This window comes from Paraglaciecola polaris LMG 21857 (genome assembly GCF_000315055.1).
In the GTDB taxonomy this organism is placed as follows: Bacteria; Pseudomonadota; Gammaproteobacteria; order Enterobacterales; family Alteromonadaceae; genus Paraglaciecola; species Paraglaciecola polaris.
The window spans coordinates 231,962-250,130 of the sequence record NZ_BAER01000044.1; the positions used below are offsets into that span (position 1 = coordinate 231,962).

The 18,169-nt window shown below is 43.5% G+C and carries 19 protein-coding genes; 10 read left to right on the top strand and 9 right to left on the bottom strand.

Features of this window, described 5'->3' with window-relative positions; genetic code table 11:
• Positions 1-19 precede the first annotated feature (19 nt).
• On the bottom strand, positions 20-1,207 hold the full coding sequence (locus GPLA_RS09295; RefSeq protein WP_007104629.1) for a two-component system sensor histidine kinase NtrB: 1,188 nt from the start codon (positions 1,205-1,207) through the stop codon (positions 20-22).
• Positions 1,208-1,336: 129 nt separating this feature from the next.
• On the opposite strand from GPLA_RS09295, the gene GPLA_RS09300 reads away from it, so the two are divergent.
• The gene (locus GPLA_RS09300; protein ID WP_007104630.1) at positions 1,337-2,131 is read left to right on the top strand and encodes a helix-turn-helix domain-containing protein; all 795 of its coding nucleotides are present in this window, start codon (positions 1,337-1,339) and stop codon (positions 2,129-2,131) included.
• Between the two features lie 118 nt (positions 2,132-2,249).
• Complete coding sequence (locus tag GPLA_RS09305) at positions 2,250-2,597, top strand: rhodanese-like domain-containing protein (protein ID WP_007104631.1); 348 nt, start codon at positions 2,250-2,252, stop codon at positions 2,595-2,597.
• On the opposite strand, the gene GPLA_RS09310 is transcribed toward GPLA_RS09305, so the two are convergent.
• Together GPLA_RS09310 and GPLA_RS09315 are read right to left on the bottom strand one after the other, a co-directional pair.
• Positions 2,578-3,699 (bottom strand): 6-phosphofructokinase, encoded by a 1,122-nt coding sequence (locus GPLA_RS09310; RefSeq protein WP_007104632.1) that lies wholly within the window; start codon positions 3,697-3,699, stop codon positions 2,578-2,580. The two genes, GPLA_RS09305 and GPLA_RS09310, sit on opposite strands and share 20 nt — an antisense overlap.
• The gene (locus GPLA_RS09315; protein ID WP_007104633.1) at positions 3,677-4,675 is read right to left on the bottom strand and encodes a 2-hydroxyacid dehydrogenase; all 999 of its coding nucleotides are present in this window, start codon (positions 4,673-4,675) and stop codon (positions 3,677-3,679) included. Before GPLA_RS09315 ends, GPLA_RS09310 begins: the two co-directional genes overlap by 23 nt.
• Before the next feature lie 380 nt (positions 4,676-5,055).
• Here GPLA_RS09315 and GPLA_RS09320 point away from each other — a divergent pair, with 380 nt between their 5' ends.
• From GPLA_RS09320 to GPLA_RS23700, 5 genes are all read left to right on the top strand, one after another.
• Positions 5,056-5,976: a diguanylate cyclase gene (locus GPLA_RS09320; protein WP_007104634.1), complete on the top strand. Its 921-nt coding sequence runs from the start codon at positions 5,056-5,058 to the stop codon at positions 5,974-5,976.
• Positions 5,977-6,309: 333 nt separating this feature from the next.
• On the top strand, positions 6,310-6,771 hold the full coding sequence (locus GPLA_RS09325; RefSeq protein ID WP_007104635.1) for a MerR family transcriptional regulator: 462 nt from the start codon (positions 6,310-6,312) through the stop codon (positions 6,769-6,771).
• Positions 6,761-9,010 (top strand): heavy metal translocating P-type ATPase, encoded by a 2,250-nt coding sequence (locus GPLA_RS09330; RefSeq protein WP_007104636.1) that lies wholly within the window; start codon positions 6,761-6,763, stop codon positions 9,008-9,010. Before GPLA_RS09325 ends, GPLA_RS09330 begins: the two co-directional genes overlap by 11 nt.
• Before the next feature lie 26 nt (positions 9,011-9,036).
• Entirely contained in the window at positions 9,037-9,390 is a 354-nt protein-coding gene (locus GPLA_RS09335; RefSeq protein WP_007104637.1) for a cupredoxin domain-containing protein, read from the top strand.
• 237 nt (positions 9,391-9,627) lie between these two features.
• Positions 9,628-9,804 carry a hypothetical protein gene (locus GPLA_RS23700; protein WP_007104638.1) on the top strand — a complete coding sequence of 59 codons (177 nt, stop codon included), beginning with the start codon at positions 9,628-9,630 and terminating at the stop codon, positions 9,802-9,804.
• 130 nt (positions 9,805-9,934) lie between these two features.
• Here GPLA_RS23700 and GPLA_RS09340 read toward each other — a convergent pair whose 3' ends face one another.
• A complete protein-coding gene (locus GPLA_RS09340) occupies positions 9,935-10,813 on the bottom strand; it encodes a LysR family transcriptional regulator (protein WP_007104640.1) in 879 nt (292 codons plus the stop codon).
• A 113-nt stretch (positions 10,814-10,926) separates the two neighbouring features.
• On the opposite strand from GPLA_RS09340, the gene GPLA_RS23950 reads away from it, so the two are divergent.
• Together GPLA_RS23950 and GPLA_RS09345 are read left to right on the top strand one after the other, a co-directional pair.
• Positions 10,927-11,331, top strand: a complete 405-nt coding sequence (locus GPLA_RS23950; RefSeq protein WP_226993079.1) for an MATE family efflux transporter — start codon at positions 10,927-10,929, stop codon at positions 11,329-11,331.
• The gene (locus tag GPLA_RS09345) at positions 11,292-12,266 is read left to right on the top strand and encodes an MATE family efflux transporter (RefSeq protein ID WP_226993080.1); all 975 of its coding nucleotides are present in this window, start codon (positions 11,292-11,294) and stop codon (positions 12,264-12,266) included. Before GPLA_RS23950 ends, GPLA_RS09345 begins: the two co-directional genes overlap by 40 nt.
• Before the next feature lie 71 nt (positions 12,267-12,337).
• Here GPLA_RS09345 and GPLA_RS23955 read toward each other — a convergent pair whose 3' ends face one another.
• Together GPLA_RS23955 and GPLA_RS23960 are read right to left on the bottom strand one after the other, a co-directional pair.
• Positions 12,338-12,865: a universal stress protein gene (locus GPLA_RS23955; RefSeq protein WP_226993085.1), complete on the bottom strand. Its 528-nt coding sequence runs from the start codon at positions 12,863-12,865 to the stop codon at positions 12,338-12,340.
• The gene (locus tag GPLA_RS23960; RefSeq protein WP_226993081.1) at positions 12,819-13,220 is read right to left on the bottom strand and encodes a universal stress protein; all 402 of its coding nucleotides are present in this window, start codon (positions 13,218-13,220) and stop codon (positions 12,819-12,821) included. The genes GPLA_RS23955 and GPLA_RS23960 overlap by 47 nt, the downstream gene beginning before the upstream one ends.
• 407 nt (positions 13,221-13,627) lie before the next feature.
• Here GPLA_RS23960 and GPLA_RS09355 point away from each other — a divergent pair, with 407 nt between their 5' ends.
• Positions 13,628-16,759, top strand: a complete 3,132-nt coding sequence (locus GPLA_RS09355; protein ID WP_226993082.1) for an ATP-binding protein — start codon at positions 13,628-13,630, stop codon at positions 16,757-16,759.
• A 24-nt stretch (positions 16,760-16,783) separates the two neighbouring features.
• Here the strand turns inward: GPLA_RS09355 and GPLA_RS09360 are convergent, their stop codons facing one another.
• The 3 genes from GPLA_RS09360 to GPLA_RS09370 are packed head-to-tail and all read right to left on the bottom strand — an operon-like array spanning position 16,784 to position 17,989.
• Positions 16,784-17,086 carry an ArsR/SmtB family transcription factor gene (locus GPLA_RS09360; protein WP_007104642.1) on the bottom strand — a complete coding sequence of 101 codons (303 nt, stop codon included), beginning with the start codon at positions 17,084-17,086 and terminating at the stop codon, positions 16,784-16,786.
• Entirely contained in the window at positions 17,076-17,531 is a 456-nt protein-coding gene (locus tag GPLA_RS09365; protein WP_007104643.1) for a YeeE/YedE family protein, read from the bottom strand. The genes GPLA_RS09360 and GPLA_RS09365 overlap by 11 nt, the downstream gene beginning before the upstream one ends.
• Positions 17,528-17,989, bottom strand: a complete 462-nt coding sequence (locus GPLA_RS09370) for a YeeE/YedE family protein (RefSeq protein WP_007104644.1) — start codon at positions 17,987-17,989, stop codon at positions 17,528-17,530. Before GPLA_RS09370 ends, GPLA_RS09365 begins: the two co-directional genes overlap by 4 nt.
• Positions 17,990-18,169 lie beyond the last annotated feature (180 nt).

The following is an 18,169-nucleotide window of genomic DNA, read 5'->3' on the forward strand; positions in this document are numbered from 1 at the left end:
AAAATTCAATGATAACCGGTTATAAAGGATTGCCATGTTCGGCTATGTAGGCTGGTAAGGTAAAACTAAATACACTGCCAGTAGATAAGCCAGGTTCGTACCATAACCGCCCCTGGTGTGACAAAACAATGGACTGACTAATGGACAGGCCCATACCCATGCCGCTGCTTTTAGTAGTAAAAAAGGGGGTAAACAACTGAGCTACGTCTTGAGGTTTTATGCCTGTACCGCTGTCAATAACAGACACCTCGATATACTGACTATCGTGCCAACATGCCTTTACTTGCAAAGGAGATTCAGTATGTTGCTCCATAGCATCAACCCCATTTCGCAGCAGGTTTAGCAATACTTGCTGCACTTGAACGGCATCGACATGCACTAACTGTTCGCCGACATCGGGAGGAATGTCCAGTGTCACCCCATGCTCTAGCAACCGAGTATCAATTTGCGCCATGCTCAGGGTGTCATATATGAGTTTACTGACAGTGACCGCTTCTCTATGGCTAGTGCCTTTTTGCATAAACCCCCGCAAACGTTGAATAACGTCGCTGGCGCGTATGGCCTGTTGATTGATTTTGTCTAAGGTGATGGTCAGCGTTTGGTACAATTGACTGTCTTGGTCATTGGACTGCCTTAACAAATTAATACAGCTTTGCGCGTAAGCACTGACCGCTGTAAGCGGCTGGTTAACTTCGTGAGCGATACCCGCGGCCATCTCGCCCATGGTGCTCAAACGAGTGACATGGGCAAGGCGTTCCCGTTGTTCGATCGCATCGTTTCTGGCTTGTACCTTATCTGTTATGTCTCGAATAATACCGACAAATTGTTTATGGCTGGCATTTTTAACGTCACCAACAGAAAGATCGATGGGGAAGATATCGCCGTTTTTCTTACGGGCTTTGACTTCACGCCCAATGCCGATAATTTTGGCTTGCAACGTGGACGCGTAATTGCGCAGGTAACCGTCATGTTGCTCACGGTACGGCTGGGGCATCAGCTTATTGATATTCTGCCCTATGACTTCGTCACTGGCATAACCAAACAAGGTTTCTGCTGCACTGTTGAATAATTCTATATGGCCGAGGTGATCAATAATAATGATCCCATCTACGGCGGCATCTAATAATGCAGTTAGTTTAGCTTTTGCGTCTTGATTTGCTTGTGGTGTCATAACACTTTTTTGGTTTGGTGCAACCGATAACGACATGCTATAGGTATTTTCCGCAATATTATACGCATAACACCGAATATCAAAACATGTTCGGTGCGAGGTAAAATTGAATAGATAACTTAAAATCCTTTTCTATTAAAGCCATTTGCTTGTAAGGAATTCAGTATGACCCAAACTCAGTTTAAACAAAGTCCTACGTGCGAACATTGTGCTCTATCAAGAAACTGCACAGAAAAAACCGAGTCAAATGGATTTACCGCTAACAATCCTGTGTTAACGCACAAAATTTACCATAAAGGCGATAACCTTTACGGTGCGGGTGATGCATTTAATGCTTTGTATATTATGCGCTCAGGTTCAGCTAAGGCTTGTATTACCTCAGTGGACGCACAGGAACAAATCGTCGAATTTTGTTTCCCCGGCGATCTCATTGGCATTGATGGCTTTGCTCAGCGTCAACATGCCCATACTGTGACATTTCTTGAAACAAGCAGCGTGTGTTATATCAGTTTAACCTCAGTGAATGCCTTGTTGGCGCAATCTGAAATGGGTCGTCAACAGTTGCTGGGCAACATGAGCAACAGCTTGATACATCAGCAACAGCAAACCATGAGCTTCCATTGTATGACGTCAACCCAGCGTTTGGCGGCATTCTTACTCGATTTATCAACTCGCTTAACCCATCGTGGTTTATCGAGTCACCAATTAACCTTGAGTATGACACGTATCGATATTGCTAATTATTTAGGCATGGCGATTGAAACCATTAGTCGCTTACTGACCAATATGCAGCAGCAGGGCTTGATTCACGTTCAACGTCGTCAAGTGACATTACTGGATATTAATCAGCTACGCAGCTTATGCAATAATCTAGCTGACGCTGATAATGCATTGATATTTGCCCAAAACAACGGGGCATTTCAGCTAAGTTCACTCGGCGCACAACCTCTTTTGCAATAACTGATAAGCAGAGGGGAAGCTAATGATTTATTATATTAGAAAAATCTAATGTAACGACATTTGTGTGTATAATATCCCATTCAGATTGAACATCACTGCACAAATGCTCGAGGAGTCTATGCTTAAAACTATCCCCCAACTTATGAGTGAGATTAACCCAGATATTTTATGTCTTGATTGCGAGGCGGCAGCGTCTCAGCGTCGTCAAGACAACGGCCTGTTGGTCGATGTTCGTGAGCCCAGTGAATATGCTGAGGCATCGGTACCTGGTGCGTTAAACTTCCCACGAGGGCTATTAGAAATGAAAATGTTAGCGCACCAGTCCGATGAATCGAGTCCCATCTATCTGCACTGTGCCAGTGCTGTACGGGCGAAACTGGCAGCGGAGCAACTCATGCGAATTGGATATAACAAAGTGTATGTGATAACCGGAGAATTAAGCGATATCATTCGGGCGCATTCCTAGCCACTGATTTATGATAAGCAAGGTGCTCGGTACCAAAGCATATACCCATCGCAATAGCAGTACCCAAGGTGGGATCATCGTCAGGAATGAAGCGGGTTTTGTTTGCCACACAAGCCAACGCCACATGGGATAACTGATTACCTTTTTGTACCACGGCACGATTGAATTGTCCGCTAGCCACCAACGTGGCGGCATAACTGCCCAAGTTTGTAGCGAAAATCCTATCAAACGAAGTAGGGGAGCCACCGCGCTGAATATGGCCAAGCGTGGTGGCCCTGATTTCAGCATCTAAATGCACAGAAAGCTGTTGTTTTAGTTGCTCACCGATCCCGCCTAAGCGCTGGGGTTCAGGGCTATTATCTAATATTTCTCGCACACATACGTTGCCATCGGCGGGCTTTGCCCCTTCAGCGATGACCACAATGGAAAACTGATGGGAACCCATTCGAGTACGACAAGCTTGGGCAACCTGGTCAATATGATAGGGATGTTCAGGTATTAATATGGTGTCTGCACCGCCCGCAATGCCTGCGTGCAGGGCAATCCAACCGGCATTCCGGCCCATAGTTTCGACAATCATAATACGTTTATGGGACTGACCTGTGGTACGCAATCGATCGATTGCTTCGGTGACAATACTCACCGCAGTATCAAAACCGAAGGTGCGTTCGGTACACATCAAATCATTGTCTATGGTTTTAGGCACGCCAACTATATTCATGCCGAGCTTGGTTAACTCATATCCTATGCTTAAAGTACCGTCACCGCCGATAATCACCAACGCATCGAGACCGAGTTCATCATAATAGGCTTTGACCCGAGATGAGTAATCCTCGCCGTGATAATCAAACGGATTGGCCCGATTGTGAGTGCCAATTAGGGTGCCGCCTAAGGACAAAATACCACTGCAATCCTGATAACTGAGCGTTCGGCTACGGCGTTCAATAAAGCCCAAAAAACCATCTTCAATGCCTATTATTTCAGCTTGAACCGTTAGCATTAATGTTTTTGCCACCCCGCGAATAGCGGCATTGAGACCCGGGCAGTCCCCACCACCAGTTAATACGGCGACACGTAGTTTAGCTTGGGTAATCGACACCATTTTGTATCACTCCATTGTGTTCAAATTGACTGATATTTTCCAACGTAACATGAGCAATTTTTCCCATGGCCTCCTGAGTAAAGAACGCCTGATGGCAAGTTACTAACACGTTAGGGAAGGTGAGCAGTCGAGAAAATACATCGTCTTGTATAACGCTAGAAGAAAAATCTTCAAAGAACAATGTCTCTTCTTCTTCGTACACATCCAAGCCAAGCAGCCCTATTCGTTGTGCTTTAAGAGCGTTTATGACCGCTTTGGTGTCGACCAGTTTTCCGCGACTCGTGTTGATTAGGGTCACGCTTGACTTCATCAGCTCCAGCGCACGTTCATCAATAAGATGGAAAGTCTCGTCATTAAGCGGGCAATGCAGTGAAATTACATCACTCAATGTCAGCAGTTCAGTCAGAGAAACGTATTCAACACCTGACTGGACACAATCTGGATCCGGCGTCACATCATAGGCAATAACACGACACCCAAAGCCTTGCATAATTTTGCTAAAAATTTGGCCGATTTTACCCGTGCCGATAACGCCGACCGTTTTGCCATGCAAGTCGAAACCGATTAAGTTATGCAGTGAAAAATCACCTTCTCGCACCCTGTTATGGGCACGGTGGATCCGCCTATTCAGTGTCAGTAACAATGCCACCGCATGCTCTGCGACTGCATAAGGGGAATAAGCCGGTACGCGCACAACAGGCAGCTCAAGGCGCTGCGCCGCTGCTAAATCAACATGGTTATAACCAGCAGAGCGCAGGGCAATTAATTTTACTCCTTTATCTTTTAGCACATTGAGTACTTGGGCGTCCACGCAGTCATTAATAAATACACAAACGGCGGTTTCATCCGTAACTAGGTTGACGGTTTGATGATTGAGGTGTGGCTCATAAAAGCGAAATTCATGGTGATGATGGGTGTTTTCTTGCAGGAAATATTCTCGGTCATACACTTTGCTATTAAAAAATGCGATTTTCATTGCGCAGTTCCTTGCGTTCATATGAATTAAGATTAATCGATAGTGTACCAATTCATATACAAAGCGTGTTGATGAAGAACAATTTTTCAGTTTTTGCTATCAAAATATCGAGCAAACGACGTTATACACGGATCATAGGATAACTTTCATCACGTAGCGGCCTTGTGCGACAAAATATCATGACAGGTGAACACTGACATGAGATAAGTGGGGATATAATTACACGTTTAAAATTATCGAATGAGATAAATCTGGTTATTGGTTACGTTACAATACGTGATGACCTGCCAATGTGATGCCGATTTACTAGAACAGGAACACAAATTGCTTAACAACAATATAAAATGAGCATTAATGTGTACATCGAGGAGTGTAGTATTTTGAATCAAGCTGCGACAACGCTTACTAAGGTTTCCCTTGAGAATGCCCGTATTTTGGTGGTCGATGACCAACCTATAAATATTCAGGTTATTAATCAGGTACTGGGAGATTGTTACCACTTGAGGTTTGCCAAATCTGGGCAAGCAGCGTTAGACATTTGTTTATCTGACCCACCTGATTTAATTTTGATGGATGTCGTCATGCCAGAATTAGACGGGCTTACGACCTGTAAAATTATCAAAAACACCCCTGAAATAAGCGACATTCCGGTTGTATTTATTACATCTTTGCAAAAATCTGAAGAAGAAAATGCCTGTTGGCAAGCTGGGGGCATTGACTACATGGTTAAACCAGTCAACCCGTTACCCTTAAGGAACCGGGTTAATGCCCATTTGACCCTGAAATTTCAAGCTGATTTGTTGAAAAAACTAGCCTATTTGGACGGGTTAACCGGCGTTTATAATCGACGTTACCTTGATGAGTATTTAATCCAGCAAACGGCCCAGGCCAAACGCTCCAACCAACCATTATCACTATTAATGGTCGACATCGATTATTTCAAACAATTTAACGACGAATATGGCCATTTATTTGCGGATGATCAGCTAAAGCAAACTGCGTTAAGCATAAAAAAAACCCTGCAACGTCCAACGGATATAGTCGCGCGTTTTGGCGGTGAAGAATTTGTATGCGTACTACCAGACACAGGAAAGTTAGGTGCACGGCATGTTGCAGAGTCAATTATGCAGAATATAGCAGCGTTAAAAATAACCCATAAACTATCCCCTCATCAGTATTTAACGGTCAGTATAGGCACAGCAACTATTGAGGCTAAGCAAGACTATGGGACAGATTTAATTGCGATTGCGGATAAGCATTTATATAAAGCCAAGCAAACTGGACGTAATAAAGCGATATAGTTAGGCAATAAGCAAGATGTATTTGTCCCGCCCACGTAGTTCAGTGAGTCAGGACAGTACTGTAGCTAGGTTTTAATTATAACGAACTTGCCATCCCGCAACTGATTGACCTAACCCTTTTTTATGTCTATACCGGACGTCTCCATGCATTCTTTGTTGCGCTTCATATAACGCCCCGTAAAAAGTACCTCAGCGGTTACCTCGCTAGCGTGTATTCAACATTATTTTCAAATACATTGATTTAGACTTGACCTATGAGCAAGACATAGGTTTAACATCATGGTATTCATTTAATAAAGTGACTGACAGTATTCACCAAACGAGGAGCACCTTATGTTAGTAAAGCAGCTCGCCAAATTGATGGCCGTTACCCCAGATACGGTGCGTTATTACACCAGAGTTAAGCTATTAAACCCTATGAGCAGCGATTCCAATGGCTATCACCAATATAGTCCGGCGGATCAGAAACGCTTACGGTTTATTTTAAGTGCACGTCAGTTGGGTTTCTCGATAAAAGATATTCAAAATATTATTCAAGAATCAGAGCAGGGTAATTGCCCTTGTCCACTGACCCGAAAATTAATCAGTCAGCGATTGCTTGAAACCGAGGCCTTATTTCAAGAAACATTAAAACTACGTAACCGTATGCAATCTGCGCTTAAACAGTGGGATTCAGCCCCGAACGGCGCCAGCAGCGAGCAGGTCTGTAGTTTGATTGAAACATTTGTTGATACCACTATCGTTGATACCACTATCGTTGATACCACTATAGCGGAGGAAAGTCATGAGTCGTAATAACAGTAATGTAAGTCAGAGTTTCATCATCGAAGGAGCCAGTTGTGCTAGCTGTGTCGGTAAAATTGAAAAAGCATTAAACGGCGTATCAGGTGTTGAACAGGTTGAGATGAATTTCGCTCAGCGCACGGTCAGTGTGGATGGCAACGTAAAGAGTCAAACGTTAATCAAAGCAGTTGAAGATATTGGTTACGGTGCTAAGCCAATGAACAGTGAATCCGAGCAGGATGCGCTAGATGAAAAAGCCGAAGCTGATACAGCGCATTATAAAGTATTGATGCGCAATATGTATATGGCTTTGGGCTTAGGTGTCCCTTTGATGCTGTACGGGCTGTTCATCGGCGACATGAGTGTAAACACGCCCGAGCAACGTATTGTTTGGTCAATTATTGGGCTAGTCACGTTGGCCGTGATGATCGGTTCTGGTAAACACTTTTACACTGGTGCTTGGCAGTCATTTAAAAATCATTCCGCTAACATGGATACCTTAATTGCATTAGGAACAGGAACAGCCTGGGCGTATTCAATGTTAGTGCTCATCGCACCTGATATGCTACCGGAAGTCGCGCGGCATGTTTATTTTGAAGCCTCAGCCATGATTATTGGCTTAATCAATCTAGGATTGGCCTTCGAAGTAAAAGCGAGAGGGCGCACATCCGAAGCAATTAAGCGTTTGATCGGCTTACAAGCCAAAACCGCTCGCGTTGTTAAAGACGGGCAAGAGCAAGATATTGATGTGGAGCTGGTACAACTTGGCAACCATGTTCGAGTGCGACCCGGCGAAAAAATCCCCGTTGATGGGAAGGTAATCGATGGCAAAAGTAGCATAGATGAATCCATGTTAACGGGTGAGCCCATGCCAGTAAGCAAAGATATTGATGACAAAGTGGTCGCCGGTAGTATTAACAAGACGGGCAGTTTGCTGTTTGAGGCAACGCACGTAGGCAAAGATACGACCTTGTCGCACATTATAAATATGGTCAAGCGTGCGCAAAATTCGAAGCCTTCTATCGGGCGATTAGCGGATGTGATATCCGGATATTTCGTGCCCATAGTCATGATTTTAGCGGTCATTGCTGGGCTGGCTTGGCTTAATTTTGGCCCTCAACCATCTATCGCCTACGCGATTGCTGCGGTGACAACTGTATTGATTATTGCCTGTCCTTGCGCGTTAGGGTTAGCCACACCTATGTCTGTTATGGTCGGGATTGGGAAGGCAGCAGAAGCCGGTATTTTGATCAGAAATGGTGAAGCCCTGCAAACCGCGTCTAAAATCACCACCATGATTTTGGACAAAACCGGCACTATTACCCAAGGACAACCCGAAGTAACGGATGTCGTGATGTTTAATCAGCAGAACCAGCAGCAAATTATGCCCTTGATAGCGAGCCTAGAAAACGGTTCAGAACACCCTTTAGCGGAAGCAATTGTGGCCTATGCAAAAGAACAGTCTTACCAGATTGAGCAAGTTAGTGATTTTGATGCCATTACTGGGAAAGGCGTAACGGCGATGTTAAATGGTGAGCGGTTATTGTTTGGCAACCAAGCATTGATGACGCAATTTGATATTGATGTAGCGCCTGCTGTTGATAAGGCGCAGACGTTAGCCAGTGATGCTAAAACGCCTATGTACTTTGCGAAAGGAAACACATTTTGTGCTCTGGTTGCAGTAGCCGACCCAATTAAGTCAGATTCAATCGACGCAATAAAACGTCTTCAAGACAAGGGTATTCACCTCGTCATGCTGACGGGCGACAATGAAGCGACGGCAAAAGCCGTAGCAAAACGCGTAGGCATTGACGACTACATCGCGCAAGTTATGCCACAGGATAAAGTCAACGAAGTCATCAAACGCCAAGAAAACGGCGAGGTAGTGGGTATGACAGGCGACGGCATTAACGACGCGCCAGCACTGGCGCAGGCGGATGTAGGTTTTGCAATTGGTACCGGAACCGATGTCGCAATTGAAAGCGCCGATGTCACCTTAATGCGTGGTTCGCTGCACGGACTGGCGGATGCATTGGCAGTAAGCCAAGCGACCATCACCAACATCAAGCAAAATTTAGTCGGCGCATTTGTATATAACATCGCAGGTATTCCGATTGCTGCTGGGGTGTTATTTCCGTTCTTTGGCATTTTGCTCAATCCAATTGTCGCTGGAGCGGCGATGGCAATGTCATCTTTAACCGTTGTCAGCAACGCCAACCGCTTGCGTTTCTTTAAGCCGCAAGATCACTAATAACCGAACAAGTAAGGAGTCAACAAATGCTGTTAATCAACCTATTAGGTGTATTACTCATTGCCGCGATTATATGGTGGTTCTGGTTATACAAACCTCGGCAGGTCGCGTCAAATAATAACCAAGTGAACATCGTAGTTAACAACGGTGTGTATCAACCAGGCAATATCAAAGTGAGCGCCGGTGAAAAAGTAAAACTGCGTTTTGATCGACAAGACTCAGCCCCCTGCGCTGAAATGGTTATATTTCCCCAATTGGATATTAGCCATGAATTAAAGATGGGGCCGGATAATAAGATTGCTCTTCCTGCACTTGAGCACGGTGAATATGATTTTCATTGTCAGATGCAAATGTATAAGGGCAAATTAATCGTCGAGTGATACTTGCTCAATTATGATTTAGTGACGTGTAAATATTTCACCTGATTAGGTGGGTTTTTCCGCATCAGATTGAAACATCTTTTACGTCTTAATATCTCATGAGCCCCTGTCCTTTAATTTACAAGGGCGGGAGCTTTTTTTAATCTTGCAGTTTGAGTGGCATATCCTTTGCTCTAATGAAATTAAGCTCGAAAAGAGCTCAACAAATTATCAATTTAAAGGGTAGGGAGAGTCACAATGAAAACATTCCACGATAGATATAATCTACACACCGACATCGAATCTATTGAAAATTATATTGATGGTACATTTCGTAAAATTAATCGAACGTCCCGCTCTTTACATAAACCAGCGCCAAGTAGCCGCAAGGCAAGCTGGCATGAGCGAGAAAATGAAAGTACGCCCCATCACTGACACTTGCCAGCAATCGATAGTTTATATTTTTTGTCTTCAATGTTTAGAGCAAGATAAAAGCCAAGGCTACCAACGCTTTTTCATTGAAGATGTGTGACTTGATTCGATGTCAGACCTTTACACTAGGGCGCTATTTAACGATTAATTCTTTTAATTGGCTGATAAACCACTTTTCAATGTGGCCAATGGACTTATCACAACGTGTTACCACGCCGACTTCCAACATGGTACTGGAAAACAACTGAGCGCAGTCTCTGACGTGAATATGGTTTGCAAACCAATTTGAATCGGCTATGTGTTCTGGCACCATTGCCCAGCCTTGATTTTGCACAGCCAGATCACAGATTACGTAATAACTGTCTATATACCAATGACTCGGACTAAAGGCTTGCTCTCGCCCTTCACCGGAACGATTGCACAGCACCAATTGTCGATGGGCTTGCAATTGTGTACGCGACAACGAAGCAAGTTTTGCCAGTGGATGGCCTTTGCCAAAAATAAGGATTTTTTTAAAGTAACCTAATGAATTAAATTCTACATCCATCGGCAGTGCAGTACTTTTTAACATCAAACCAATATCAGCTTGCTCGTTTGCAATCACATTGGCCACATCATCACGAGAGCCGCTGGTAATGACCAAGTTAATTTGCGGGAACTGCTGGCCAAACCGACTGAAAATAGTACTGGTTGTCTCTATGGGCACGGCTTCGTCCATGGCAATGCGCAAGGATATAAGATCATGATCCGCGGCGAACTGTGCCCGTGAGCCAAAGCGCTGGCATTGTGCTAACACGAATTGGGCTTCCGGTAGCATTTGTTGTCCAAGCTCAGTGAGCACAGGATAGCGGGGGTTTCTATCAAATAACTCAAAACCCAAATCTATCTCTAAATTGGCTATCGCACTGCTTATTCTAGATTGCGCTTTCCCTAACTTACGCGCGGCAGAGGAAAACGAACCTAAATGAGCGGCAGTCACAAATGCCTGTAATTGATCTAGTGTCCAATTCACCTGACTCTCCTGAACGTTAAAGGCTTATATCTATCCGATTATCGGATACTAATCAACTTTTAACTATCAACTATCTGACTACAATGGCTAAAATTATTACATGAGAGGTCGTTATGTCAGGTTCACTTGTTGCGCAGGAAAATAAGCAGGTTGCGCGTACATTCTGGCGCTTTGCGATTCCATCGATTATCGCCATGTTGGTCAGCGGCGTGTATCAAATTATTGATGGAATTTTTGTTGGTTACTTTGTGGGTGAACAAGGCTTAGCGGGGATCAATCTTGCCTTGCCTTTGTTGTCTGTGATTATTGGTCTGGGCTTATTAGTCGGTATGGGCGGCGGCAGTGTGTTATCGAATTTTAGAGGTGAGAATAACACCCAAGCCGTAAGCCGCACTTTAAGCACCGCGCTATATTTAATGATTATCAGTGGCGTGATTATCTCGGGTCTACTGCTGATATGGGGGACATGCTGTTACATATGCAAGGAGGAAAAAATGCGCCTGGTGGTGACTATCTAGTGATTATGTCTTATGCCGCCGTTATTACCATAGGCTCATCTGCGATGCCGATCCTGATTAGAAATGATAATAAACCCACTTTAGCCACCCAGTTTATAGTCATCGGGGCACTATTAAATATCGTATTAGATTACGCATTGATTGGTCATTTCGAGATGGGTTTACGAGGCGCTGGTATCGCTACCGTCATCGCACAATTGCTTACGTGTTTGTTATGCCTTGGTTACTTTTTAAGGGGCAATGATAGCGTTTCTATTAACTTAGTTCAGTACGACCGGCATATATGCCTTAGAATAATGCAGCTTGGCAGTTCAAGTTTCGTAATGTTTCTTTACTTTGGTTTTACGCTATCACTGCATAACACATTACTGACGTCATACGGTGGCCTTAACCATGTGGCAGCTTTTTCAATCGTCGGTTACATAGCAAGCTTGTATTACTTTTTTGCTGAGGGATTAGCGGGCGGTGTGCAGCCACCGGTGAGCTATTACCAAGGTGCAAAGCAATATCATAATACGCTGCGTACCTTGAAAATCGCTACTTACGTTATTATCGGTTCTGGTCTGTTGATGGTGCTGGTAATCAACATTTTGCCAAACATATTTACTAGTCTATTTACTAACGACCAAGCACTCACTTTTATTGCCATTCATGGCTTGAAGCTACATTTATTCACGCTTTACTTAGACGGTTTGTTTTTTCTAGTTGCCATCTATTTTGTGGCGATAGGCAAGGGAGGGGCTGCGCTGTTTGTGTCATTAGGTAATGTATTGGTGCAACTACCTTTTCTATGGATACTGCCTAAATATATGGGCATTGATGGCGTATGGTTAGCCGTCCCTTTATCCAATTTAGTTTTCGCTTGTGCCGTCATACCTATGTTTTGGCGCAGTGTTAACCAATTCAAAAAAACGGATGAGCCCTATTTGGTATGATGACTACTTTGCATGCTGCACCACAACACATTTTACCCGTATTTAATAGGTGGGCAGCATGCACTAAGTCGCTAGGGTTGTATGATCATTACATCAGTTTTTAGCAGTGTGAGAACACTTTCGGCTGTATTGCCCAGTATTTTTGCTTTCAAGCCCTTACGGCCGACACTGCCCATTATTACTAACGCAGCGCCAATGTCTGATGCAACACTGGGCACCACTTTATCCGCATACCCAGTTTTGATATGAATATTGTCTTGGTCAATATTATCGTCAGCAAACATAGCTTGAATCTTGGGAATATATTTGCGTTTTGCTGCTTTTAAAGCTTTGCTTTTATCAATAATACCTAGGTCTTGTAGTATCGGTGAAAGCGCTAAGGCAAAACATACATGCAATGGCATATTATTCTCCGCAGCGAGACGTTTACCTGTTTCAATGACTTTTTGATTGAGTGCTTGTTTGGCTTTCTTTTTTGATGCCATGTCTAATGTGATCATTATAGCTTGTTTTTTCCGCCATTTTTTTTCGGCAACAAGCAGTAAAGGCGCGCTACCACTGCGCAAAAGATGCCAATCTGTGGGTACATAAAAAAGCATGTTCACTGCGATGGCCTGTTTTGATGATCAAATCGTATTTGTTCTTTGCACAATGGCTGGTAACCCAGCTAGTAATGTCTTTGCTCCATACCATTTCGTCTGTGGTGTTTTTGGGTAACGAGTGAGTAGCAATAGTTTCATCTAACCAAGTGCTGTTGGCTTGCATAATTTTGTCTTTGACCAGCGCGATATCGGGTTTTGTCATGTTGTCATCGAGCAAGGATAATCGGTCATAACAAAAGCCAGCAATGTGTAATCTAGCCTTAAATTGCTCAGCCATTAAGGCAGCGTGAGCCAGTGCCTTTTGCGATGAGCCTTTGGGATCCGCAATCACTAAAATACGCTTAACGTTCAATCTCTTCTCCTTGTTATTGCCAAGCAACGGTAGTTGCTTAACATTTATCTTAGTCTGTTTTTTATACCGATTAATTGCGTTAAAACAAGTTTATGCGTTAAATATCGCTTAGTTTGTCAATTGACCAAGTGAAAATCCGTGATTTGGCCATTGCAAGTGAATAATTTTAACCACTTAATACATGACCGAGTGATAATGTAAAGCGTCAACGTAGCAACTCTATACTAAATCATAAAGATATATTGATAGCGGCCGAAACCATAAATAAGCTTTATTAATTCTTTGATTACTAGCCAATTTTCTGGCGTTATACGACTAAAGTATATACGCTATTCTCCAGTACAACGACAGGTGTTCGTTGATGATTCCCCAGGATATAAAGGTTCTTATTAATGGCGCAACAGGCAATGTCTTCAATTCGTTCTGGGTTCAAATTCCATAAACACGTATTACTGCTTACTTTAATTTCCATCCTGATTATCTTTAGTAGCACTATCGCAGTGTTTGAATTCCAACTGAGCCACTCTGTTACCAGTGAAGTGAAAAGTGCACTATCTGGCACCGCTGAACAAATTAACCAGCAAGTGAAGGCGCGCCTTGATAACTATCGTCATGACCTGCGATTTTTGCATGCCACACCACCGGTCACTGGTATGCCCCGAGCGGTTAATAACGGCGGAATCGACCCTCTTGACAGCACATCCTCTGAGCAGTGGCGCAGCCGTTTGGAAACTATTTTTGCTGCATTTTTACAAAGTAATACTGAATATGACCAACTAAGAGTGATCAGTGCTGATGTCGGCGGTATGGAACTGGTCAGGGTCGACCGAGTCGATGGCAAAATTGAAGTTGTTTCTCAGAATCATTTGCAAAGTAAAGGTAAAAGCGATTATTTCAGTGCGAGCTCAACGCTCTCTGCAGGGCAAATCTATATGTCTCGTATATCTCTAAACCGTGAGTTTGGAAAATTGGATTTTCCGTATCGCCCTATGTTGCGTTTATCACTACCGATTTTTGATGATAATGGCACACGCTTTGGCTTTCTCATTGTTAATATAAATGCGCAGCAGCTATTTAATTCCCTAGAAAATATACCTGAATACCCCAACGTATTGATCATGACCGACAGTGAAGGTTACTTTTTGATCACGCCTGATGGTGATTACAAATATAGCCGAGATCTTTCGCCTGAACATAAATGGGGTACGATCTTCAATACCACAGACACTCTATCGCGGCATTTTACCCAAATCACTTATCAGGCACAGTCGGGACAGTCCTATTACGCATTAAGTCAAAAAGTAGTAGTGGCAGGGGATATAGAAAGTGGATTTCTTTGGGCCCACCTTATGGTGCCAGAAAGTTATATTCACGATATAGAAATGAGTCGGCGTACCAGTGTTTACGCATTCTTATTTTCGGTGACAGCTATTATGCTCATTGTGTTGAGCTTCTTTAACCGAAGTGTCAAAAAAAGTCAGCAATTAGCGGATGAACGAGCGCAATCGGCGGCGATTGTAAACGCCTCACAAGATGCCATCATCAGTGTGAACGTTACCGGCGAAGTCACCAGTTGGAATAATGCAGCTGAATCACTACTTGGCATGAACGAGCAATATGTCACAGGTAAAACACTGAAGAATTTAGGCTTATTTGACGATATTCAACTCGGTGACATTTTTGAGCAGCTAAGCGAACGTAACAGCCAACAGCATGCAGAGACCCAAATCGAAACCAAGCAAAAAGAATGGTTGCACTTATCCTTGTCTTTCTCTGGGATCGCGAATGAAGATGGTGACGTCAAAGGCGTGGCGATTATCGCGCGAAATGTCACTATCGAGCGCATCGCCGAGGAAAAAATTAAGCAAGCAAACACTGAATTAGAGGAAAAAGTCGCAAGCCGAACCTTAGAACTACAAAAAGCCAGCCGGGTGAAAAGCGCTTTTATTTCCAACATTAGTCATGAAATGCGTACCCCCCTGAATGGCATAATTGGTACATTGAATTTGGTTAAACGTGAGTCATTAAGCGAAAATCAGATGCGCTACATCGAAATGACGGAAGTCAGCGTGAGCTCTTTGTCTGCTTTGGTGAATGATGTACTTGATTTGTCTAAGATTGAAGCGGGTAAACTCGACTTAGACTTTAAGTCGTTCAACCCCACCAATTTAATTGAAAGCTTATGTGGCAGCATGGCAGTCAAAGCCCAGGAAAAAGGCCTGGAGTTTATCGTCGATGTGTCTGGCCTAGAGTGTCAATCAATGGTCAGCGATCCACATAGATTCTCACAAATCATGACAAACCTGATTAACAACGCGATCAAATTTACCGAAACTGGGTACATAAAAGTAATTGCGCATACTGAATTGACCAGCGATGAGAAACTTGTTTTGCATTGCGCGATTGCAGATTCAGGCGAGGGCATAGCAAAAGAAAATCAAGATAAATTGTTCACTGCGTTCTCCCAAGAAGACAGCAGTGTTGCGTCAAAGCATGGCGGTACAGGGCTAGGTCTATCGATATGCCGTCAGTTAGTGACGCTATTAAAAGGTGAAGTGAGTTTTGAGTCAGAGAAAAACCAAGGTAGTGTTTTTTACTTTTCGATAAGTTCTGATATTAACCAATGTAAAGTGGCCAAAGCGATTCCTCAATTAATCAATACCAGCACTGTGGTGTTAATTGAGCACGGTGAATTGTACCGCAGTACATGTCGTATGATTGAAGCATTAGGAGGCCATATTTTGGCACCGGAGGCGTTTGCCAGCATGGTTGCGGGTGAAAAAGAAATTGCGACGTTAGAAAACCAACAACTCCCTGATTATATCGTGGTGGATCAACAGCACCCGTTCTTACTTAGACTAGACGGAGCATGGAAAAACACCATTTCAATCAACAATGGTGCGGCCAAAGTCGTCTTGCTTAAACGCGATGGTGAACCCACAGCTTGGCTAGAAAATATTCGCCCGACTGTACTCACCAAACCTATTTTACGCTCAGAGTTTATTCAAAAAGTGGCTACGCTAAACCCCGGTGAAGATAGTGAAACGGATGAAATGAACCTAGAAAGTGTTGTTGGCAACGCTCGTGTGACGCCTGAACATCAACACCCTGATATCGATAAAATAAAGGGTGCTAGAGTATTAGTGGTTGATGACAATGAGATTAACATTGAGGTTGCTAAGGGCATATTAGCTGATTTGCCGATTACGCTTTTTCAAGCGATGAACGGTAAAGAAGCGTTGCAACAATTAACCTTAGCACAGCGTAGAGATGAGCCAATCCACTGTGTGGTAATGGACTGCCAGATGCCCATAATGAATGGCTATGAAGCAAGTCAACGTATTCGAAAAGGCGAAGCAGGGGAGATATACAAGGATATTCCCATTATTGCTATGACGGCCAATGCCATGCTAGGCGAGCGAAATAAGTGCCTAAGTGCTGGCATGAGTGACTATTTAACCAAGCCTGTTAATGAAGATATAGTCAAAGAGAAAGTCACTAAGTGGACGTTATCTGCGTACCACGCAAGTGATGAATAAATTCAAAGTTTCAGCGCTTGTGCTTCAATCATGTGGCACACAATACAAATCATAGAGTGTAGTAATAATCGCTTTTACTTCTGCACTGGCGAGGGTATAGAAAATGGTTTGTGCATCGCGTCTTGTGAGCACTAAATTCTCTCGTCTCAAGGCAGCAAGATGTTGTGACAAACTCGATTGGGGAATAGTCACTTGTTGATTAAGCTCAGACACTGACATTTCACCATCATTTAATAAACACAATAATAGCAGTCTATGCGGATTAGCCATTGCCTTTAATAGGGCGGCTGCTTTATCTGCGTTATCGTGCATGTCCTCAGGTGTCATTGGCATTTTCAACGGTTTTACTTTTATATTTAGATGCCAATAGCATACCAATTAGCATTGACAGTAGGAAAGCAATAATGCCCAGATTACCGCTACTTAGATTGGTAATGCCCGGGCCAGGGCAAATTCCAGTTAATCCCCAACCTATACCAAAAATACTTGCCCCGAATAACAAAGGTTTATCAATTTTACGCTTAGTGGGTAGATGAAAATAGTCACCGAGCAGTGCCTTATTTTTGTTGCGAACAAGCACCCAATACAGCGGCATATATACCGCGATACCGCCAAGCATCACAAAGGCTAACGCGGGATCCCAGTCACCTAAAACATCGAGAAAGCCAAGGACTCGCGCGGGATCAACCATAGTCGAAACCGTTAAGCCCGCACCAAAAAGTAGCCCTGAAATCAGTGCGGTTATATTATTGGCAGTGAAAGCGCGACTCATATCGATAAGTCCAAAATGTGTCTAGTGACTGCAACCGTTAGGATTGCGCTGAGCATAAAAAATGCTGTCGCTATTATAGAGCGTGTTGAAAATCGGCTAATGCCACATATTCCATGACCGCTGGTACATCCTGAACCTAGCTGGGTGCCAAACCCAACGAGTAAACCACCAAGCACCATAATGAGTTCATTTTGCCCAAAAGCCCCTGATTTTGTATCAAGCACAGTGGTTAAAGATTCAGGCAAAGAATAACCAAAAGCGCTTGTTAAAAGTGGGGCGATTGCTAAGCCTGCTAGAAAGTACCAGCGCCAACGATTATTTACAGCTGATGACGAAAATGCAGAGAAGGTAATACCTGAAATCCCCGCTACGCGGCCATTAAACAGCATAAGTGCGAACGCGGAAAAACCAATTAGGGCACCACCAATGAGTGCTTGAACATATACATCTGTAGTCATATTTGATTAAAAACATCAGTTAATATCGTTATTCGCGAATATACGATATTAATAATAACTTGTACAGTCAACGCAGGATAAATGGGCGTATTCGTCGCAAGCAGAAAGGCGTTGTATGGCATAAGGTGGTATTGAAAAAGCACTATGTTCAAATTTAATACAAGAAAATGGATAAGATAA